This window comes from Lentibacillus sediminis, assembly GCF_002763455.1.
GTDB classification, from domain to species: Bacteria; Bacillota; Bacilli; order Bacillales; family Amphibacillaceae; genus Lentibacillus_D; species Lentibacillus_D sediminis_A.
The window spans coordinates 139399-160377 of record NZ_NIXK01000007.1; the positions used below are offsets into that span (position 1 = coordinate 139399).

Below are 20979 nucleotides of genomic sequence, written 5' to 3' on the forward strand. Positions count from 1 at the left end.
AAATTAAAATACATTCCACGAGGTTTTACGTTATAGCCTCCAAAAATGCATTTACTATTTTAGAATTCATCTATCTGGGTTATATTTTCAGGTGAAATACAAACTTCTTCATTTAAGAAAACCATAAAATTTTTATCAGGGTCCCAATAATTTGTCTTCTTAAATAGAACATACTCCACGGCCTTTAATACATACTCCGCAGGTTCATAAAAATTGATATCTTCAAAGTTTACTAGGAGTGTCAGTTTCATTGATTTAGCATTTTCTTTCCACTTTCCTATCAAACCAGGCATATGAATAAGTTTGCTAATATCCCATATAAATTCAGGGCATTCTCTAATATGTCTTACATTTGAATTATTTTCAGCATCTTCCTTAATCAAAAAACCGTTGATACATTTATCTGAGTTAAAACGATGAAAAAGCATCTCATCCTCGAAAACTTTTCCCTTAAAATGAATTAATGGTGGCGAACCTTCCTCATAATGAATTTTAACCCCAGAAGCAGTAAGGAAAGAAGACAAAATATCATTTTTAATTATAGATTGTAAATTTAGGATTCCATTCTGTCGAAAACTACTATCATCTATTCCAGAAGTAAGATGGAACATAAGAAATTTTTCAGGAAGAATCTGATCTTTACTTAAATTAAAAAAGTCTAAAACGTCTTCAATATAGAGATTATCATAATACCAGCATTTATCTTTATTAGTTACTCTGTACTTATTACTCTCAATAAACATATTTACAGTTTCTTCGTCAGTTCTAAGCAATTCCGATAAAGACTTTGAAGTTGTGTCAACTGTTGAACAATCTAGTACACGCAAATAACTTCCCCTCCCATCTGTTTATAAGTTTATCCTTGGTTGGCCAATCACTCAGTTAACTTTGTTGAATAGTCGTTTGGATCTCTATTAATTAATCCTTCATTTAATTGTAATTCTTTACTTGCTTCTTCAACACTTTTCATATGTTTATCCATATAAGCTTCTAATACTTGATAAGAAAAGCACTGAGCTTCAATAGTCAATTTTCGGGATACAGAGAAAGGAAGTTCCCCAAAACTATGTGCACTGATATTTCTAAGTTCAAAAAGTTCATAATAATAATCAAAATAACTTATGTTTTTTTTATAAAAGGCATCATTTGGTTCTAAGTTTATCAAAGACCGCCATCTTTCTTTAGCTCTTATAACTTTAGCTTTATCATCTTTTTTTCCCGGCTTTCCCAGTATTGCTTCCACAGCTCTACAGCTTTGTACCAATGCAGCTTCCATTTTGGGTATCATTTCCGCCTCTTCCCATAACATTGGTTCATGACTAGGGTGTTTTTTAGTTCCCGACCTACTTAGTTCACAAACAAAACAAAACCAGTGATGATCTACTGAGTTTTTAAATATACTCAATGCAGTATAAAATTTATCATCTCTTAAAAGCAATTCTATTAAAGGAATTATTTCTTTAAAAAAAGAAACCTTTTGAATTGAACCATTAAAGGTCCCTTCATATAAGTGATCACTTACTTTAAATTCACTCTCTTCGATTGTTTTTAGGCTATTAAAATAATAAATCCAGTGATACTTCATATTTGAAGCATGCTCAAAGGCGTAATAATAAGTTAAAGTTAGTTCTAATATGTAACCCATATTCTTCCAATAACTGATGTTTTTAATATCAGTTGAAACTTCTGATACTATTGATGAATAGTTATTTTTTGTATGAGTCCATATAAATATTTTTTCAAATTCTGACTTCAATAATGGAGTATAGTCACCCACGTTAAACCCTGTGCTATTATCTGTTTTAATTCCTGAGATGATAGCATGATGACAACTTTTATTCGGTATATCTTGAGGGTATTTTTCTAAGTATTGCCTCCTTTCTTCTTCCTTTTCCTGCAAATATTGTTCTATTATCTTTTTCAATTGCTCATTTCCATCATTCATTAAACTACTCCTATTAATTGTAGATTCATCAAATATACCATACCTTCGCAAAATCCTTGCTCCACAATCCCAGCTAATAAGAAGTCAACCCATAGGACTAAAAAAGTTTCTAAAAACATGATACAATAAATTTGCCACGACGAATAGCCTTCCTAATCGGAAGGTGAAATAGAACTATTGTTCGTGTCGTTTTATGTTTCTACAAATGCTTCTTTTCGTTTAAGCATGTAAAAAATCCAATGAATCAGTTTATTCATGCAGGCTCCCATCACGACTTTATGTGGTTTTCCTTCTTCTCGCTTGCTCTGATAATAAGCGATAAGTTTGGTGTTACGTGATTTGCGCAATCCACATAATACAGCGGTATATAAGGCTTGACGAAGCTTGCTTGATCCGCGTTTAGTCATACGGTTTTGCGTTGCTTTGAATTTGCCTGATTCATGAACCCTGGGATCAATCCCAGAAAATGCAGCTAATTTCTTCGGATGACAAAATCGTTCAATCTCACCGATTTCAGACAAAATTGTAGCGGCAATCTTGTCTCCAATACCCGGAATGGATTGAATTAGATTATAGTCATCCAATTTTTTTGCCTGATCATCTATCTCGTGTTTCAGGACGGAAAGGTGCTCTTGATATTCAAATAACAGTTTGATGTACATTTTCAGGCTAATAATCGGACTATGATAAAGCGTTTCTTGGAAAGGATCCATTAAAGCTGCTTCATGTAATCGTGTTGCCTTCTTAAATGCCCATGAATAGGATCTCGTATGGCAGTAAGATTTAATGGATTCCGCCAATTTTTCAATGCTTGCACTTAATACGAAGCCCGGTGTTGGGAAATCCAGAAGCATATGCAATGAAACATTGGAATAAATCGATCCAAATACGTTTTTATATTCGGGTAGAGGGGGAACATTTTTGTGGACGGGATCAATTCAAGTCCCACTGGCCCGTTCGTTCTCCTCCGGCTACCTCTATTAAACCATTAAAATGGTCAACCGGAAAAATAAATTCCGATTGACCTCATAATACGATATGGCCCGATCGTATTGCTGAATAACCATTTGCTAAAACAATATCACATTTCTCTCGAAAGCACCTTGATTCTTAAACAACTTTTTTATTATTTAACACTTGTTTGTGTCCGTGGTAGTGTCTTTTATGGCGGATTGAGAAAAACAGCCTTTATGGCTCCATCCGCATCACCAGCGTACCACGGACAATCACTTATAAGTCCCGCTGACGGCGCCCTGACACCTCCCAATGATCACTAAGAAGTGGCAGGGCAAGCAGCTCCGCTGTGGTTATGCATTCGTCCCTGAGAAAGTGGATCACCTTAGTCATAGGTAGGTTAATTTCTTGTCATTGATTAGTCTGAAAAATTCCGCAAGTGGAACACCCCAATGGCAATATTTACTCTTCTATAATTTCTTCCATTGATCGGCAACTTATAAGTTCACTGTTCTTAGATAAGGCGGTCTTATCGTTTTTTTCCATATAGATCACATCATCCTTAATATATGCAACCATTAAAAACCAGGAAGTAAATTTATTCCTCCCTGGTTTTATTATTTTTCTCATTCAGAATGTCCGTTATTTTTGCTAAGATCAATTCCTTTTTTCGACGACGCTCTTCACGATTTTTCTTGTTTATGTCCTCCTGAGCCTGGAATTTAACTAATCCCGATTCTTTTTCATTGAGTTGTGGCATCAGTAATTCTCTCCGCTCTAATATTGGTTATCAATGAATTAATTCAATTTTATTCTGTTACAAGTTCGGAAAAGTCCATTTCATCAGGTATCTCTTGCTTGTTGTTCAACCTAATGAAAATTTCCTTTTCGACTGCGCTTTCCACACCTGCATACAAGAGGACGCTGAATATTTCATTATGGCAGCTGTCGCATTTGTAAACAGGTGCGTTTAAAATAGTGAACTTTTTCCTCTTACTCTCTACATGATAGGATATGTTGTATGTTTGATATGTGACTGCCATTTTCAAGCCACATTCCCTGCACTCAAAGTGATTTTTCTCGGCTTGTCCTTGAACTGCTTTAATCATATTCATTCCTTCTTTCTCCTGCTTAATATTGGATAAGAAAGAAAAATCCGAGGAAGCTATAAAACTCAACCCCTTTAGACCTTTCCTCCATTATACCATGCTATTTGCAAAAGCAAACTCTTTCCTGAAAATCATCCGATCATTTATAAGCCATGCCTTTCCGGATTATAAGTAATGATTTAAGAGCCTAATCCCTATTGAGTTCAGTTAGTATTAGGGGTTTTAGGGTTATTTTTTTCTGTTGTGCTCATCAACATTGGATTAATAAGAATTATCTTTTTTCTGCCTTGCCAATCTATTTTGATGAAATTTCTATCCTCTAAATTTATAAGAATTTCATCTAGTCTGGATGATTTCTTGACCATTTTCTTCACCAGCTGCCATAACTCTTGATGATCAATTTTTGTTATTGATTCATTTGTCTTTTCCTTCTTCTTCTGGATAATGGTATTTATCTTTTTTAATACTTGTTTTGCATCAGTTTCAACACTATCTACACCCATTATCCCATGTGCCTTTTTGGCGTGTTCAACGAAATATTCCCTCAAGCCTTTCATATACTGAACGATGTCCACTTCTATAACAGTTGGTATATCGGAAAAGTTACTGGATGCATATTTAGCTATGTGGATTAGTGCAATTGTCCTAAGCATTTGACCCTCAAGTTTACCAATCCACCCTTGAAAAGCATCGGTATTATCTTCATCCTTTAACATTTCTTCAATCTCATAGCTGTTTGCCCTTCGCAAGTTGTTAGCTTCTTCTGACAAAGTCAAAATAACAGGATTATCGGTTTTTAATCGTAGTAACTTTTGAATACTAGATTCAAATTTTTCCCTAACATTACTTGAGACTGGATCAGGTTCTTTATTTCGAAATCCTAGCCAAGATCTGGGGAAAGAGTATAAAAATCTTTGTGTTAATCCCCTCTCTTGAAACTGTTCGGGAATATTTTTCACTACATCAGGTTGTAAAAACAATCCTATTGTAAGTGTTGGACTATATAGTTTGATAGGCTCTCTTCCGATTCTGTCAATAGCTACATCATCGACTGAATGCCCTTTTAAATAAATGTCAATGTTTGGTTTCCCACTACTAGAATATCTTCCTGCCATCATGTCAAATGCTTCTCCGCCTTCAGCTGACAATATAGCTATTTTTTCGTTGTTTTTTCGCATTAAATCCGCCAATACTTCTGGAGTCGCATCTGAAGTACTATATCTTGGCTTATGGATTATTTTTTCTGATTCAATCTCTTCTGTTACTGTATCAATTTCTTTCAATATCTCCTGCTTCTTTTCTTTTCCATATTTAGCTTGTAAATGTTCCTTCCTTTTTTCTAATGCTTTCTTCTTTCCCAGCTGCTTTGCGATTTCTATTTCTAATTCTTCGCCCTGTTTTTTTTCATACTCAATAATGGGATAAGTAAATTCTTTAAAGACACCACTTTTTCTATTTGCTGAAGGAAGAGCCAAAACAGTATAGGTATTAAGCGTTTCATGCCAATCTCCCCTCGGATTGATTTCAAACTGCTTTGCAAGAATAGTAGATAGCATGGCTATACTCGCCATCACGGAAACATCTACGGATGTCTGTGTAGATTCTGAAACACCTTTTATATAATCTCTTAACCACTCAGGAAAGATACTTACGTCAAACTCCGGTAGCTTATCTTCATCAAAACTGATTGGCTTTTCCCACTCTATCTGAGAAGGATCTTTCTTTTCTTCATTCATTAAAGCAAGTACATTATCCACTATTCCTTACCCCCTCGCCTTCTTAGTTCTTTTCCTGCTATTGAATTTATTACTTTTATTAGGCTCTCTTCTTCTAATGGTGGGGCTACCTTCGACTCATTCCATAACTTCATAAATTCAACTACTAATATAGGATCTACATACCTTCTAAATAAGTGACCTACTAAAGAAGTTGCTGCATTAGTTCGATTTCCTTCTTTTGTATTATTGAATAAACCCTCCCAATAAGTAGATGGCTTCACTGATGTTACATCCTTCTTCGGCTCTAAAACCATATTTAAAAGCCACTCCGGTGCCTCAGTGATCTGATTTTCAATTGGTCTGCTTGATAGCTCCCATTCGTATGTTTCCCCTGTATCTGGGTGAATGGAAGGCGGGGCCACAATATACCCGCCATCTCCTTTTATATCTATCCCAGGCTGTAGATCATTCCTACTTCTTACACCTTCCCGATATTTGAACAGATAATGGGACCCACCACTACCTGTGATGGCTTGTACTGTATCTGGAAAGACCTGGTAATGGTCTAATAATTCTTCTAAAGTTACATCCCCATTGTGTCTAGGATCTACATCAAGAGCGAAAAAACCACTCGCTGTCCCTGTTGCTATTCCAATATTTGCGTCGGGGTATTTTTTCCACCAATTAATGATTTGTTTTCCGTCCTTTGTAGCATCCTGGAAACCATGCTCTGTAATTGGTTTTTTTGATTTTGGAACTAGTGGGAATACTTCCCAGTCTAATTTACTTGCATATATCAAAGCAGATTTTAAATATCTGCTTTCTGTTATAGTGGTCAAAGTATCACTCCTTGTTTTCTGTGACATTTAAAGATAAAATAATAATTGTAAGTATATTTTTAAGCATTTGACTTAGGAATTGCCTTTCCTAAGTCTTTTTTTATTCTGCTGAATAATAATTTTCCTGCTCTATTTCGGATAACCATCGATCAATACTTTCTTTTTTGAACATTATTCTTCCACCTATTTTTATATTAGGAATTTGTTTTTTTCGTACCAATTTATAGATTAAGTCTTTGCTCACACCAAGATACCCTGCAGTTTCTTCTACCGTCATAGTCTTTCTTTCGATTGGCACATATTCAGACTTTTTCACTTCTTTTTTAGTTTGTAATGCTTCAGCTAAGTTCATTTTCGATCTTCCCCTTCTCTCGCGTTTTTAAGAAATAAATAGTCAAAAATTAAAGTGACTTCTCTTGTTCAGTAGATACCTGTCCTCCAGGATCATACTTGCTCCACACAATATTCATGTGCAAAATACTTGAAATTAGTTGTGGAATCATACTTCAATTAGGTTCTCAATGAAAAAGTCCAGTTCGTTTAAAACCCCCATTGTTAGAGCCGGATTATCAATTTCTCTTTGCTTCCTTTTGATCGCTTTTCTTAGCTCAATTGCTTGTTCTTTTAGTTCGTTCATTTGATTTCCCCCTATCTTTTTTTGTTTTTTGCTTCTAACCGGCACTCATTGCTCCAAATAGTTATTACTTTTACTATGATCATCTCTTCGCAATATTGATTGATATATCAATCAATATTGTAAAAAAATATAACCCCTTTTCAGTTAGTTCCTTTTAAAAAAACAACTGGGTTACAATCATTTCTTCCTGATAAATATGTGTTGACTTGTTCCATTCTTCTTAGAAACCACTACTAACTCCACCCTATTTGCACTATTGTGAGCTTGTCATATATTTGTCTACAACTATTGATTTCAGCTTTATTCACCTCTATTCTTTATCGTTTGTTTGACTTGCTATAGTTATTATAATTTTATTTGATTGATATGTCAATCATTTACAGAAAAACAATTGCCTTATCTATCAAATGCAAGTAAAATAGTATATAAAAAAGGATGGTGTGGTATGGAAATTGGGGTATATATTAGAAATGCCCGTAGCAAAAAAGGACTTTCTGCGAGAAAGCTAGCTGAAAAATCCGGAGTTTCACAAGCATACTTATCACAATTAGAAACAGGACAAAATAATAAACCAAGCGCTGAGATATTACAGAAGATATCTAAAGGTCTTGATATCAGTTACCTTGAATTAATGGATGAGGCGGGATATTTAACAAATCTTGATGAAATAGAAGAAGCAATAAAGGAAGATAGGGCATTTGATGAAACCCCTGTTACTGTCTATCTACCTAGATTTGTAACAAAGCTAGATGAAGACGGTATCTTAACCAGAAGTTCAGCTAAACCAGAGGATTTAAAAAAGCTTCTTTTTGACATTCATTCATTATTGAACATGGGTATTGATTTACATTATAAAGACAGACTTCTGACAAAAGAAGAGAAGAAAAAAATCTTAACTATGCTAGAAACCATATTAGAATAGAGGTGCATATAATGGCTGGATCTGTTGAAAAAAGAGGTAAAACAAGTTGGCGGCTTGAGATTCAACTTGGGGAAAAGAATGAAAAAGATAACTATAAACGCCTACGTAAAACCGTTCAAGCAAAGAACAAAACTGAAGCAAAGAAGTTACTTACTGCTTGGGAAAATGAAGTACTGTCAGGTGAATATATTGAGCCATCTAGAATGACATTCGGTTCATTTGTAGAAGAATGGCGCACTAAGTTCGCTGAAGGAAAATACAGTAATAACACGCTTGTATTGTACAATACTTTACTAGATGATCATATCCTACCTGTATTTATAAACAAACGGTTAGATTCAATCCTACCTATGCACATCACAGACTATTTAAAAAACCTTGAAACTACTCGATTAGATGGAAAAGAAGGCGGTTCATCTACATCAACAATACAGAAACATTATAACGTTTTAATGAGTATTTTTAAATTCGCAAAAAAGAATTACTTAATAAAAAACAACCCAGTTGAAAATGCAGAAAAACCAATTGTCCGATATGCAGAAGGGGAAGTTTATAATTCCAGCGAATTTAAAGAAATACACAGGCTACTTAATAAAGAACAAAATAGACAACTAGTACTAATGGTAAAGCTGGCACTAAATACCGGTATGCGTAAAGGGGAAATATTGGCTTTACAATGGAATGATGTGGACTTTGCGACTAATACTATTCGTATACGTCATTCTCTCAGCTACACTAAAAAAAATGGTTATATTTTAGATGGTACTAAGAATAAACAAGCAAGAAAGGTTGGTCCCCCAGCTAAACTGATGGCAGAATTAAAACAACATATTCTTCAAAAAATGCAAGACAAACTGGCTGCTGCTGAGTTATGGGATGAAACTTTTGGAGATCTGGTTTTTTCCACCCACGGCAAGAATGATAAAAATAAATATATATTATTCGGAAAGCCATTTCATCCAAATGTACCTTATAGATGGTGGAAAAGGTTTCTCAACCGTGTAAATAAAGAAAGAGAAAAAAATAATAAAGACAAACTTAAAATAATTAGCTTTCACGACCTAAGGCATACTGCGGCAACTGACCTAATTAATAAAGGGATTGAACCTTATTCTATTTCAGCACGATTAGGTCATTCTAGCACCAAAGTAACCACTAACATATATCTACACTATCTAGAAGAAGCCGATCAAAAAATTGCTAAAAAATTAGATGATGATTATATATAACACCAAATCACGGTGTTTTTTTCTTGGGGGAATTGGGGGAAATAATGGGGGAAAATTTCAACTAAAAATATAATAATTCATCAAATTAAACCAGTAGAAATTAAACACCTTAAAATAAAGCCTATTAAATCAACGTTTCAAAAAAGAACCCGGATCATTTTTTTGCTTCTTGATGCATGGCATGCAAGAGGTCAGCGGTTCGAGCCCGCTATGCTCCATCTAACGAAGAAAAAGGTTAGCCGACTGTACGCAGTCCGGCTAACCTTTTTACGTTTTTCGCAGGAAATTTAGTCTGAGAAGCTAGGATGTCGAGGTGTTTTTCCTGAGGGTAATCGCAGAACACATCACAAATGGTCAGTATCTTTCTTCCTGATACCTTCTTTCCAAATGCTGAAATAATCTTGTATGTTCATCTAATTTGGAATGAACATGTTTAAACTGACTTCTGGATTCCTTGGTGAAATTATCCAGCTTAGAGTGCACATCCTTAAACTGACCTCTGGTCTCCAAGATGAAATTATCCAGCTTTTCCATTGTTTGAGCCACAGTAACTGCGAGTTGTTCCTGCCCTTTTTCAAACGAATCTAATTTTCCTTCAGACCGGGCTTGTCCCTCCAGTAATTGATCCTGGGTTGCTGCGAATTGCTCCTGGTTTGCTGCAAATTGTTTCTGATTTTCTGCAAATTGTTTCTGGCCTTTTTCAAACGAATCTAATCTTTCTTCAGATCGGGCTTGCCCCTCCATTAACTGAGTCTGATTCGCTGAGAGTTGCTCCTGTCCTTTTTCTACAGAGTTTAGCCTTCCTTCAAATCGGACTTGCCCTTCCATTAATTGAGTCTGATTTGTTGAGAGTCGCTCCTGTCCTTTTTCTACAGAATTTAGCCTTCCTTCAAACCGAGCTTGCCCTTCCATTAATTTCGTTTGATTTGTTGAGAGTTGCTCCTGTTTTGCTGAAAGTTTCTCTATCTTCTCCAAAATCAAATCCAGTTTACCATCCATTCTATCACCTCCCTCAAATATTTGGTTCATTATAACACAAATCCCTCGACATGTTATCTATTAAACTGATCATATTTTCATTCTTCCTCCAATCGCTTAAGCAGACTGCAAACATACGCATCCAGCCGCTCCTCCATCATCCTATCTGTCAGCCCAGTCATCCCAAAAGCCGCCCATCCGGGGTAAACTTGCGGACGTTCACCGCAGAGAAAGTCCAATACTGCTGCAATGTCCCAGTATGGTGTATAGGAGAACGCCGCTCCTCTCTCCTCCCTGTAGGCTTCAAGAAACGCATCCGCCTGGTCCACTCCATACAATAGAGCCAGATTTACCCTGCAATGTCCCACGTCCACCCCTACTGGCCCTCTGCAGGCATTGACCCAATCAACCACACCGCTGACCCGGCCATTTTCCCAAAGCACATTCGCTGGATGAAAATCCCGGTGAATGAGACACGCTTCCTCCACTGGATCTGTAGCTTTTACATATTGAATCACCTGCTCCCAGACATCTGGGACCCTCGACCAAGCCGGCAACACCGGGTCCTTCAAATTGGAATAGGAAAAATATGCTCGCTCAAATTCCAGTGCTTCGACTCTATGTATAGCAGCCAGGGCTCTAGCCAGTTCTTTCAGCCAGCGACTTTGATTCTGTGGCGAAAGTTCCACGCGCCCATCCAGCTTCGTCATCAATACGACCGGCACACCGCATGCCCTGTCGTCTTCCTCATATGCGATCACTTCAGGTGACGGTACTCCTGCCTTTTCACCCATCCGCAGACTTTCCGCTTCATGCTCCGCCAGATCCGGCTCTTCCTCCAGCCATTCCTTGTTATCAAATTGCCGAACCACCACTTGCTGCTCCACTCCGCCAGACCGATAGCTGATCTGGTGCAGCGTCGAGGATGTACTGCCTTTTAACTGTTCTGCCTTCTGAATAACTGCCCCTTCTCCAAGCTGGTGTTCCACCCATTTATGCACTGCTTCTGTTAATTCCATCCGCCATCCTCCCCGCGAGATTCGTAATTTTTTTAAACCCATTATATACTAGAGAGAACAAAAGGTCAGCCGCTAAAGGCAGAAAGGGGCAACACCGATGACCCAACAAACAAGCGAAAAAGTCGATCAGTTTATTCAGGAGCAACCGGAACACCCCCGGCAATTAATGAACCGTCTTCGTAAAATCCTGCTGGAAAGCTCAGAAACAATCACAGAGGAAATTAAATGGAACATGCCCTGCTACTTGGAAAATGGCAATGTGTGCTATCTTCAGCCAGCGAAAGCTCATGTCAACCTGGGGTTCTATCATGGCGCGAGTCTCCAGGACCCGGACAGTCTGCTGCAAGGAACAGGCAAGACGATGCGCCATATTCGCATTAAGAACCCCAAAGATATCCAGCCGGAAAAGTTCACCGCCCTGATCCAGGAAGCCATCCGTCTAAATCAATAGATTGTCCTTCGCTGCTGCCTCATGTTTAGCCCAGCCATTTCACGGAAATACCCTTTTATAACTCAATAAAAAGGATGTGAAGGAATGAAGGCAGTAACATTTCAGGGCAAAGAAGCAATGGAAACGAAAAATGTTGAAGACCCCCAGCTTCAGGATCAGAGTGACATGATTGTGCGCATTACCGCAAGCGGCATTTGCGGTTCGGATCTTCACTTATATAAAGGTGGCATCATGCCAGAGCAAGATTATGTCGTAGGACATGAGCCCATGGGAATTGTGGAAGAAGTCGGTTCCAATGTAAAAAACCGCAAAAAAGGTGACCGTGTTGTGATTCCATTTAATGTCGGCTGCGGGGAATGTTTCTACTGCACACATCAGATGGAAAGTCAATGCGATAACTCCAACCCACACGGTGAAGTCGGCGGACTATTCGGGTTTGGCGAGCAAAACGGCAATCATCCCGGCGGTCAGGCGGAATATCTGCGTGTGCCTTATGCAGATTTTTCATCCTTCAAGGTTCCGGAGTCCAGCGAGTTGGATGATGAACAAGTTGTCTTGCTCTCTGACGTGATTCCTACTTCCTATTGGAGCGTGGAAAAAGCCGGCGTGAAGGAAGGTGACACCGTCATTGTGCTCGGTGCCGGACCAATTGGCTTAATGACCCAGAAATTCGCCTGGTTAAAAGGAGCGAAACGGGTTATCGCCGTCGACCATGTTGATTATCGCCTGCAGCATGCCAAGAAAACAAATAATGTCGAAACATACAGTTTTGCAGATAAAGAAGAAATCGGCAAACTGCTGCATGAAGAAACAAAAGGCGGTGCCGAAGTGGTCATTGATTGTGTCGGCATGGATGGAAACGTGCCTCCAAATACCGAGTTTGGCTCAGAATCGGACAACCAGTTTGGCACAATTAGCCCAATCATCACCGCATCCCAGGCAGTTCGCAAATTTGGCAACGTCCAATTAACCGGAGTGTACGGCACAGATGCAAACAACTTCCCGCTTGGCGATTTCTTTACGAGAAACGTCACCCTGAGCATGGGACAGGCTCCGGTCGTTCATATCATGCCAAAGCTGTATGAAATGGTGGAAAACAATGAATTCGACCCAACCGACGTTATTACACACCGCGTAAAACTGGAAGAGGCGGCACAAGCGTACGACACTTTTGACCGTAAAGATGAAGACAGCATCAAGTTTATTTTCAAGCCGTAACATTAACGCCGAACCCAACCAGGGATCTGAGCTATTTTCTGGAAGCAAGAATTATTTCAGAGGATGTGCGCCGTAATTCAGCGGAAACATTCCAGCTCGGGTACTCTCCAGAAGGTTTGTGACAAATCCATTTGCTTATGTTAAGATGCTAGTTAAGTAAACAAATAGGTTGGCAGATTCTTTTGCCAGCACAAATATTACTACTAGGGGTGCCCAAAGAAAGTGGGCTGAGAGGAAAGCCGATTTTAGCTTTCCGACTCTTATGAACCTGATCTGGATGATACCAGCGGAGGGAAGTAGTCAGGCAATACGTCTATTTATTTGTCGTATGTAAAGCCAGATCTCTCTTGCGGATCTGGCTTTTTTCATGCCCAAAACCCGCCCCTGTAATAGGAGGATACCATGAATCGAACACGTTTGATTACCACGATGGCTGTTTTTGTTGCCATTGGAACTGTTACCGCCCAATTACTATGGTTTCCCGCCGGAGTTGCGAGAGCCTATCCGGTGCAGCATGCCGTGAATGTCATGGCGGCTGTTCTGCTCGGACCCGGTCCCGCTGTCGGCATCGCGTTTATGATCGGCCTCTTACGCAATATGCTGGGGCTTGGTACCTTGTTAGCTTTTCCCGGCGGTATGGTTGGCGCATTGCTTGCCGGTTATTTGTACCGGCTGGTCGGCAAAACAGGCTGGGCCGCTGTCGGAGAAGTCATTGGCAGCGGTGTCATCGGCGCCCTCATCGCCGTGCCAATCGCTAATTTGCTAATGGGAGATGAAGCAGGCGCATTAGTTTTTATCCCGCCTTTTCTTATCAGCAGCATAGCCGGCGCCTTCATCGGCTGGTTCGTTGTATCTCGCGTCAAAAAAATCTACCGAAAAGGAGAAGATTAACATGAACTACCCAGCATGTGCCCTGACGATAGCTGGCACCGACCCCAGCGGCGGTGCCGGCATCCAGGCAGATTTAAAAACCTTTCAGGAATTAAAGTGTTATGGCATGTCCGTGATCACTTCCGTCGTTGCCCAAAACACGACTGGTGTACAGCAGGTTCACCATCTTCCGGCCGAGATGATAAAAGAACAGCTTGAATCCGTCAGCTCCGACATCCCTGTCCATGCATGGAAAACCGGCATGATCGCAAATAAGGAGATGATGCGGGTTATCGCTGAACATATTGCAAAGCTGGATGCCCCCTATGTGATGGACCCGGTGATGGTGGCGACAAGCGGTGATGCACTGATTGAACAGGAATCGAGGCATTTTTTAATTGAGCATTTGCTGCCGCACACGACACTTGTCACACCCAATATCCCGGAAGCCGCTTTTATCATCGGAGAAAAAATTGAAACCCTGGAGGATATGCAACAGGCTGCCTCGCAAATCGTCGATGTTTATGGAGCAGGCGCCGCTCTGGTTAAAGGAGGGCACCGGGAAGGAGAAGCAGTCGACTTTCTATATGACGGCAGTACCATGCATACATTTTCCGAAGCCAGGATCCAAACAAACAGCACGCATGGCACAGGCTGCACTTACTCTGCCGCCATCACCGCCTGCCTCAGCAAAGGGATGCCGCTGACTGAAGCAGTAAAACAGGCAAAAACATTTGTAACTTCTGCTATCCGGCATGCCTTCCCGCTCGGATCGGGAAATGGACCAACAAATCACTGGGCGCTGAGAGAACAGGGGGTACAACCATGAATCACACAATCATTCAGGAAGTCCGCTCACAGCAGCCGCTGATTCACCATATTACCAATCAAGTGGTGATGAACTTCTCGGCAAATGGGCTGCTTGCCTTTGGCGGTGCCCCGGTTATGGCAAAGGCGGAAGAGGAAGCAGCGCACATGGCAGGCCAGGCAGACGCCCTCCTCTTAAACATCGGCACCCTGACTCTCCCGGATATCGGTGCCATGATCGAAGCAGGAAAGGCGGCAAACCGGAACAACATCCCTGTGGTTTTTGACCCAGTCGGTGTAGCTGCCACTCCTTTTCGCGACCAGGCAGTTCAACAGATTCTCCAGGATGTCCGGCCCACCGTTATCAAAGGAAATGCCGGGGAGCTGGCTCATCTGGTGGATATTCCGTGGCAAACAAAAGGGGTGGAATCTGTCGGTGACGGGAACACCGAAGAGATTGCCGGCAAGGTTGCAGCGACTTATCAAACAACTGCCCTGTTAACAGGAAAAACTGATATCATCCATACGGGAGAAGCAATCTTTTATAATCTAAGCGGCCACCAGCTGTTAACTCGAATTACTGGTGCCGGCTGTCTGCTTGGTTCAGTGCTGGCTGCCTGCTTAACAACAGATCATCCGGTAAACGAACAGGCGCAAACTGCTGCAGCTTTTTATGGACTGGCTGCCGGACATGCCGCTTCCCGCCCTGAAGTCAGCGGAACCGGCACCTTTCTGCCGCGATTCCTTGATGCACTCGCTCTCGATCCCGGTGAATTGGAGGAAGTCAAATGACATCGATCCCCATCAGACAGATGCTGCGTAAATATTTCATTATGGGGAGCCAGGACTGCATTAGTGATCCTGTGGAAATTTTAGAAGCTGCCGCAAAAGCCGGAATCACAGCCTTTCAATTCCGGGAAAAGGGCCAAGGCTCCTTAAGTGGTGAAGCTAAGCTGGAATTAGGCAAACAGCTTCGGGAGATTTGTTTTCACTACGATATTCCCTTTTTTATTAATGATGATATTAAACTGGCTGAACCTTTGCAGGCAGATGGCATCCATATTGGACAAGACGATACTCCGGCAGCTGCTGTTCGCCGGCAATTCCCTGATAAACTTATCGGCCTTTCCCTGTCCAATCCCGATGAGGTCGACCAAAGTCCCCTCTCCTTGATCGATTATGCGGGAGCAGGCCCTGTATTTGCGACAGGCAGCAAAGCGGACGCAAAAACAGCGGTTGGCACGGAATGGATCACTTCCTTAAGAAAACAGTTTCCTGACCTGCCTATTGTCGGAATTGGCGGCATTACGCCAGCAAACGCTGCCTCGGTGCTGGAGGCAGGTGCAGGTGGTGTAGCTTTCATTTCTGCTGTCAGTCGAGCAATCAATATCCGGCAAGCTGTCCAGTCAATGGAGTAGCTTCATTCTAATAATCGAAAGACAGGAACAAAAAGTGGCATACATCTGCCACTTTTTTCGTGTTTCTTTCGATTATAGGGGTGAAACAAACTTTTTTTCGCGCGCATCTGTGTGCTTTTATCAGGGCATGTAATTCCGCAAACGCCCATTCTTGCAAAATGAATCGCCATCTGGCCTGTTTGCCCATAGGATAAAGGGAAGAAATTGAACAGGAGGCAAAAAAATGTATCAAAATCGACCACCTTTTTATGATGAAAGGCAATTTAATCTCCCTGAATTCATCTGGGGACAATTTTTCCCGGGAGGACAGCAGGGACCAGGACAGCCAGGATGGCCACAGCCGCCAGGCGGTGGCCAAACAGGTGGAGGACCCCCGACTGCCCCGCCACCAGCTTTTACTCCACAACAACCGCAGTTCCAGACATTTGCGGTTGATCCGGGCGCCATCCGAGGTTGCTTGTTCCGATTCACCTATATCTGGCTCAGGGGAGATTCATTCTGGTTTTTCCCGACCTTTGTCGGCCGTAACTCCATCGCAGGTTTCCGCTGGCGAGGTTTCCGTTGGGTTTATTTCGGTGTCGACCTGAACAGGGTAGAATCTTTTCAGTGTTATTAAGGCCAGATAACCAAGGCCAAGCATAGCCGTCACTTTACCGCCCTCCTTTCATAAAATGCAGCAAGGAGGGATAACCAATGCATCATACTGCTTTATTGTATTTGACGGCCGTTTTGGCAGGCTTTGCCCTCGTCCATCTTCCTGGTGTGTCTTTTATTGACGGAGGAATTGAGGAATTCTTTGACGTAGTTGGCGTCGTTGTTATTGTTATATTCTCAGTAGCGCTGATCCACCTGGGCTTCAAAACCCTTTTGCAGAACTGGAAGTAGCCGCGAATTGTTTCATAAAGAAGCTCTCCCTTCCAAGATAGAAGAGAGAGCTTTTTTAATATTACTTATCCACTTTCTTACGCATTTCCTTTTGCATTTGTCGCTGCCAAATCAAACCTTGATCGAGCGCCATTTTCTTCGCGATTTTTGGCGCATTCCACAATGGCGGCAATAACAAGAGCGATACCGGAACAGCGGTTATCACAATCGAGTTCTGTATTGCGGTAATGCTGCTTTCGCCAATGGTCAGAATTACCGTCGTTGTAGCACCGAAGATCATCGCCCAGAAAACGCGGAGCCAGCGTCTCGGATGATCGTGACCCTCCAAAGTCGCAGCCACGCTATATGACATGGTATCTACGGTCGTTGCCACAAATACAATCGACACCAGCAGGAAGCCGATACCGAATAATATGCCCATCGGCAGCTGGTCGGTGATCGCCATCACGGCAGCTTCCATTCCGTTTTCATTCAACGCATTCGAAATCGAGCCGGGGTTTTCCATTTCAAAATGAACACCGGTTCCGCCAACAACGGCAAACCAAAAATTATTTACTAATGGCGCAACAACTGATACAGCAATAACCAGCTCACGAATCGTCCTTCCACGGGAAATCCGGCTGATAAAGACAATCAGCATCGGTGCATAGCCGATAAACCAGCCCCAGAAGAAAATTGTCCATCCGGAGAGCCAAGCTTCATCCCCGCGGTACATCGTCATCTGGAAAAAGTTTTGCAGATGGTAACCAGTTCCGCCGACAAAGCCATCAATAATAAACATCGTTGGCCCGACCACCAGCACCACAGCTGCCAGGAATATCGTAAAGCTGACATTGTAGCGGCTCAGTAAAAGAATTCCTCTATCAACACCAGTTGCGGCAGAGATGGCCGCAACCATGCTAAGGACTAAAATCACGAGGATACTTACGGTGAGGGTGTTTGGCACATCAAATAAATGATTCAGCCCATAAGAGATCTGCAAGCCAAGGAAACCAAGTGGTCCCAGCGTCCCGGCAACCGTGGCAATAATCGAAAAGATATCCGCAGATGAGCCGAGTACATTATTTTTTCCGTAAATCTTTTCCCCGAAAATGGGATACAGCAGTCCGCGCGGCTTCAACGGAAATCCTTTGCTGTAATGAACATACATCATCACGACAACAGCAAGGGTACCAAGGATTGCCCATGCCAGGAAGCCCCAATGCATAAATGATGTTGCAAATGCTCCCATCACATTATTAAATTCTCCGCCACCTAATGCAGGAGGGGTTGTCATGTAGTGATACATCGGTTCGGATGCTGCCCAAAATACCCCGCCGCTTGCCAAAAGGGTAACCAAAATCATAGCAACCCAGCGGAAATAGCTGTACTTCGGTTTATCCTGATTACCTAATTTCACCCGGCCATACTTTGAAAAAGCCAGTCCCAGGCCAACGAAAAAGTTCGCAAGCAGCAAAATCTGCCAGTATGCTCCGAATAAATCAGAGGAATAGGCAAACAGGGTGCTCACCCAATTTCCCACTGCCTCATTGTTGATCAGCGAAAGAATAATAAATGCAATTAAAAACCCGCCACTTATCCAGAATACCGGCCAATCCAGTTTCTTCTTGTTTGAATCCACGTTTCTCCTCCTAATGTTTTTTAGGAGCAAGTGTCTATAATATCATCTTACGCCCGTCATTAAAGACCATTGGATGGCAAATGATTATTATATCGTGCTAAAAAATAACCAATGACAAAACCACCAGCTTGCTCAATTTTTTCTCCCATAGTCATTTATTATAGGAATTATTCCCTAGTCCGTCAAATTTTCATGAAAATTAGAGCAAGCCAGCTAGCCTTCATCCGGCATGCGCATGGGGTGTTTCAGCATTTTTTAATTTGTATTCAAAATGTTAGTCGTTTATGATTCCGTCGACTGTTTCTTCCACTTCCTGGCGGGACATTTTCTCCCGGCCGCTTTCCATCGCTTTTAATGTTTTATGCGCGAGTGCCAGCGGGATTTTGCAGAAAAGCAGGATGTTGCGGGTGTGGATGTCTGCTATGTATTGATCGGCCAGCCGCAGATTCCCTTCTGCATAGGCAAATAAGTCATTCCTCGTCCATCCGTCCGGCACGAATTTTACACCGCGCTCTTTGTCTTCGTCCTGATTGCGGAGAATATTGACCGCCTGCAGTCCGCGGCCATAGCCGATAGCCAGGTCCCTGTCCGTACTTGTCCCATCATACCACTGCCAAATATCGGAGAGCATCACGCCAACCAGACCGGCAACATAATATGTGTAATCATCCAAGTCGGCTTTGCTTTTGACATGCCAGTTGCGCTCCGTCCATTTTGCCATTCCACCGGCCATCTCACTGGTCGATGCCTTCACTTTTTCCACAATGCCTTCCGGGCAAAAATCGATCCAGTCACCAAGCCTCTTGGTCACTTCCGGCAAAAGAGGTTCATACTGGCTGATCAGCAGCTGATAGGCGTCACGGTCGAACGTTGGTCCAAGCAAAAGTTCACTGGTGGAGCGCAGCAAATATTGCTTTGTCTCATTATCGAGTTGTTCGTGATCCTCTATTTCGTCGATCGCCCGCATGCATAAATATGCGGAGCCGACCGTAAATTTCAGCGTTGGTTTAAGCAGCTTAATCGGGATATAAAACGTTCTGCTTGTTTCTTTCAGTACCTGCATCGCTTCTTTTTGCAGTTTCGCTTGATTCTTCACCATTTGTTACCCCTTCCGTAAAACCCACCTACTGTCACTATAACAAAAATTCCCGACGATTTCCTGTTATTCATCGCCGGGCGGTGTTATTGGCTGACTTGGCCGGGTCACCGCAGGAACCATTAGCCATCTTTCTCCCGGCAAAAAGCCAGAACCAATAGCCCCGCTCCCAGACCCACGGCACCGCCAACCTCCATGTTTCCGGATAATGAACCAATGCCAAACCCCAACGCCAGACTGCCGAAAAAAGAAACCCCCGCACCTGCAGCACTCATGATGACCGCTCCTCATTTTGTGTGATTTCTATTAGTTTATTAATGGCAGTCGAGTTTGGTTAATGGAATTTGAATGGGAGAATTTTTGTGCGGGAGCACAGGCTGGGGCGGCTGCTGCAGACCGCCCTTTTTGAAGCTGGTGCACTCCGTCTCACTACCGCTCTTCCGGAATCGACCAGTCGATCTCAAGGCGCCCCGCTTCTTTTAAAAAGGCGTTCGCTCGTGAAAATGGCCGGCTGCCGAAAAACCCCCTGCTGGCCGAAAATGGGCTGGGATGAGGCGACTTGATAATCAGATGGTGATCGGCTGTAATCAATTCCTCTTTCGCCTGCGCTTTCTTTCCCCATAAAATGAATACAACAGGATCATGCTTTGCATTGACTTGGCGAATGACTTCATTGGTAAAATGCTCCCAGCCTTTCCCCTGATGAGATCCCGGCTGTCCAGCTCTTACCGTCAGCACCGTATTTAACAGAAGCACGCCTCCCTCAGCCCAGCTTGTCAGACAGCCATGATTCGGAATCGCTATGTCGAGGTCATCATGAAGCTCTTTATAGATATTCTTCAGCGAAGGTGGCACAGACACCTCCGGCTTTACGGAAAAACTCAGCCCATGCGCCTGATCCGGTCCGTGATAGGGATCCTGCCCAAGGATAACTGCCTTTGTGTTTTCATAGGTTGTGTGGTGCAGTGCGTTGTAAATATCATCCATCTTCGGGTAAACCGTTTTTGTCTTATACTCTTTCTTTAGAAATGACCGCAGCTCCTGATAATAGTCTTTGTTAAATTCCGCTTCCATCCTTGGCTGCCAGTCATTAGTCAAAATTGTCATGTCCTCTCCCTCCTTGCTTATGGGATGTTGTTTGTCCATTCCGGTTGAAGTTTCCCCGCTCCGGTTGAAGTTCCTGCTCTCCCGCCGATGTTTGCGCTCTCCGGCCGAAGTTTGCGTTCTCCCGCTGAAGCTTCCGCTCTCCCGCCGAAGTTTGCG

At 42.2% G+C, this 20979-nt stretch carries 25 protein-coding genes and 1 riboswitch; of the genes, 10 read left to right on the forward strand and 15 right to left on the reverse strand.

Features of this window, described 5'->3' with window-relative positions; all coding sequences use genetic code 11:
* Window positions 1–59: 59 nt before the first annotated feature.
* The 9 genes from CEG13_RS12960 to CEG13_RS18780 form a co-directional block, all read right to left on the reverse strand.
* Window positions 60–827, reverse strand: coding sequence for a hypothetical protein (locus CEG13_RS12960; RefSeq protein ID WP_100012312.1), 768 nt, complete (start codon window positions 825–827; stop codon window positions 60–62).
* A gap of 47 nt (window positions 828–874) precedes the next feature.
* Window positions 875–1945: a hypothetical protein gene (locus CEG13_RS12965; protein WP_100012313.1), complete on the reverse strand. Its 1071-nt coding sequence runs from the start codon at window positions 1943–1945 to the stop codon at window positions 875–877.
* A 191-nt stretch (window positions 1946–2136) separates the two neighbouring features.
* Window positions 2137–2799 carry an IS110 family RNA-guided transposase gene (locus CEG13_RS12970; RefSeq protein WP_100012314.1) on the reverse strand — a complete coding sequence of 221 codons (663 nt, stop codon included), beginning with the start codon at window positions 2797–2799 and terminating at the stop codon, window positions 2137–2139.
* Between the two features lie 698 nt (window positions 2800–3497).
* Entirely contained in the window at window positions 3498–3659 is a 162-nt protein-coding gene (locus tag CEG13_RS18775) for a hypothetical protein (protein ID WP_158234688.1), read from the reverse strand.
* 49 nt (window positions 3660–3708) lie between these two features.
* Window positions 3709–4014, reverse strand: a complete 306-nt coding sequence (locus CEG13_RS12975; RefSeq protein ID WP_100012315.1) for a hypothetical protein — start codon at window positions 4012–4014, stop codon at window positions 3709–3711.
* A 197-nt stretch (window positions 4015–4211) separates the two neighbouring features.
* On the reverse strand, window positions 4212–5765 hold the full coding sequence (locus CEG13_RS12980; protein WP_100012316.1) for a YfjI family protein: 1554 nt from the start codon (window positions 5763–5765) through the stop codon (window positions 4212–4214).
* On the reverse strand, window positions 5765–6565 hold the full coding sequence (locus CEG13_RS12985; protein ID WP_158234689.1) for a bifunctional DNA primase/polymerase: 801 nt from the start codon (window positions 6563–6565) through the stop codon (window positions 5765–5767). The genes CEG13_RS12980 and CEG13_RS12985 overlap by 1 nt, the downstream gene beginning before the upstream one ends.
* Window positions 6566–6665: 100 nt before the next feature.
* Window positions 6666–6917, reverse strand: a complete 252-nt coding sequence (locus CEG13_RS12990) for a helix-turn-helix domain-containing protein (RefSeq protein ID WP_338033013.1) — start codon at window positions 6915–6917, stop codon at window positions 6666–6668.
* Window positions 6918–7064: 147 nt separating this feature from the next.
* Window positions 7065–7202 (reverse strand): hypothetical protein, encoded by a 138-nt coding sequence (locus CEG13_RS18780; RefSeq protein ID WP_158234690.1) that lies wholly within the window; start codon window positions 7200–7202, stop codon window positions 7065–7067.
* 445 nt (window positions 7203–7647) lie between these two features.
* Here CEG13_RS18780 and CEG13_RS12995 point away from each other — a divergent pair, with 445 nt between their 5' ends.
* Together CEG13_RS12995 and CEG13_RS13000 are read left to right on the forward strand one after the other, a co-directional pair.
* Window positions 7648–8124: a helix-turn-helix domain-containing protein gene (locus CEG13_RS12995; RefSeq protein ID WP_100012318.1), complete on the forward strand. Its 477-nt coding sequence runs from the start codon at window positions 7648–7650 to the stop codon at window positions 8122–8124.
* A gap of 11 nt (window positions 8125–8135) precedes the next feature.
* The gene (locus CEG13_RS13000) at window positions 8136–9353 is read left to right on the forward strand and encodes a tyrosine-type recombinase/integrase (RefSeq protein ID WP_100012319.1); all 1218 of its coding nucleotides are present in this window, start codon (window positions 8136–8138) and stop codon (window positions 9351–9353) included.
* A 354-nt stretch (window positions 9354–9707) separates the two neighbouring features.
* Here CEG13_RS13000 and CEG13_RS13005 read toward each other — a convergent pair whose 3' ends face one another.
* Both CEG13_RS13005 and CEG13_RS13010 read right to left on the reverse strand, forming a co-directional pair.
* On the reverse strand, window positions 9708–10352 hold the full coding sequence (locus tag CEG13_RS13005; protein ID WP_100012320.1) for a hypothetical protein: 645 nt from the start codon (window positions 10350–10352) through the stop codon (window positions 9708–9710).
* Window positions 10353–10429: 77 nt separating this feature from the next.
* Window positions 10430–11350, reverse strand: a complete 921-nt coding sequence (locus CEG13_RS13010; protein WP_100012321.1) for a phosphotransferase family protein — start codon at window positions 11348–11350, stop codon at window positions 10430–10432.
* Between the two features lie 97 nt (window positions 11351–11447).
* Between CEG13_RS13010 and CEG13_RS13015 the strand changes: the two genes are divergently transcribed.
* The 8 genes from CEG13_RS13015 to CEG13_RS13055 all read left to right on the forward strand — a co-directional run bounded on the left by CEG13_RS13015 (window position 11448) and on the right by CEG13_RS13055 (window position 16999).
* Complete coding sequence (locus tag CEG13_RS13015; protein ID WP_100012322.1) at window positions 11448–11801, forward strand: DUF1801 domain-containing protein; 354 nt, start codon at window positions 11448–11450, stop codon at window positions 11799–11801.
* Between the two features lie 84 nt (window positions 11802–11885).
* Entirely contained in the window at window positions 11886–13019 is a 1134-nt protein-coding gene (locus CEG13_RS13020) for an alcohol dehydrogenase catalytic domain-containing protein (RefSeq protein WP_100012323.1), read from the forward strand.
* Window positions 13020–13214: 195 nt separating this feature from the next.
* Window positions 13215–13331, forward strand: a riboswitch (TPP riboswitch).
* 90 nt (window positions 13332–13421) lie between these two features.
* The gene (thiW, locus tag CEG13_RS13025; protein ID WP_100012324.1) at window positions 13422–13910 is read left to right on the forward strand and encodes an energy coupling factor transporter S component ThiW; all 489 of its coding nucleotides are present in this window, start codon (window positions 13422–13424) and stop codon (window positions 13908–13910) included.
* 1 nt (window position 13911) lies between these two features.
* Window positions 13912–14718: a bifunctional hydroxymethylpyrimidine kinase/phosphomethylpyrimidine kinase gene (gene thiD, locus CEG13_RS13030; protein ID WP_100012325.1), complete on the forward strand. Its 807-nt coding sequence runs from the start codon at window positions 13912–13914 to the stop codon at window positions 14716–14718.
* A complete protein-coding gene (gene thiM / locus CEG13_RS13035; RefSeq protein WP_100012326.1) occupies window positions 14715–15488 on the forward strand; it encodes a hydroxyethylthiazole kinase in 774 nt (257 codons plus the stop codon). The genes thiD and thiM overlap by 4 nt, the downstream gene beginning before the upstream one ends.
* Entirely contained in the window at window positions 15485–16114 is a 630-nt protein-coding gene (thiE, locus tag CEG13_RS13040; RefSeq protein WP_100012327.1) for a thiamine phosphate synthase, read from the forward strand. Before thiM ends, thiE begins: the two co-directional genes overlap by 4 nt.
* A 223-nt stretch (window positions 16115–16337) precedes the next feature.
* Window positions 16338–16730, forward strand: coding sequence for a hypothetical protein (locus tag CEG13_RS13050; protein ID WP_100012329.1), 393 nt, complete (start codon window positions 16338–16340; stop codon window positions 16728–16730).
* A gap of 77 nt (window positions 16731–16807) precedes the next feature.
* Window positions 16808–16999 carry a hypothetical protein gene (locus tag CEG13_RS13055; protein ID WP_100012330.1) on the forward strand — a complete coding sequence of 64 codons (192 nt, stop codon included), beginning with the start codon at window positions 16808–16810 and terminating at the stop codon, window positions 16997–16999.
* Between the two features lie 61 nt (window positions 17000–17060).
* Here the strand turns inward: CEG13_RS13055 and CEG13_RS13060 are convergent, their stop codons facing one another.
* From CEG13_RS13060 to CEG13_RS13070, 4 genes are all read right to left on the reverse strand, one after another.
* Window positions 17061–18620, reverse strand: a complete 1560-nt coding sequence (locus CEG13_RS13060; protein WP_100012331.1) for a BCCT family transporter — start codon at window positions 18618–18620, stop codon at window positions 17061–17063.
* A 274-nt stretch (window positions 18621–18894) separates the two neighbouring features.
* Window positions 18895–19716, reverse strand: coding sequence for a squalene/phytoene synthase family protein (locus CEG13_RS13065; protein ID WP_100012436.1), 822 nt, complete (start codon window positions 19714–19716; stop codon window positions 18895–18897).
* 122 nt (window positions 19717–19838) lie between these two features.
* Window positions 19839–19991, reverse strand: coding sequence for a hypothetical protein (locus CEG13_RS18785; protein WP_158234691.1), 153 nt, complete (start codon window positions 19989–19991; stop codon window positions 19839–19841).
* Between the two features lie 154 nt (window positions 19992–20145).
* On the reverse strand, window positions 20146–20823 hold the full coding sequence (locus CEG13_RS13070; protein ID WP_100012332.1) for a uracil-DNA glycosylase: 678 nt from the start codon (window positions 20821–20823) through the stop codon (window positions 20146–20148).
* Window positions 20824–20979 lie beyond the last annotated feature (156 nt).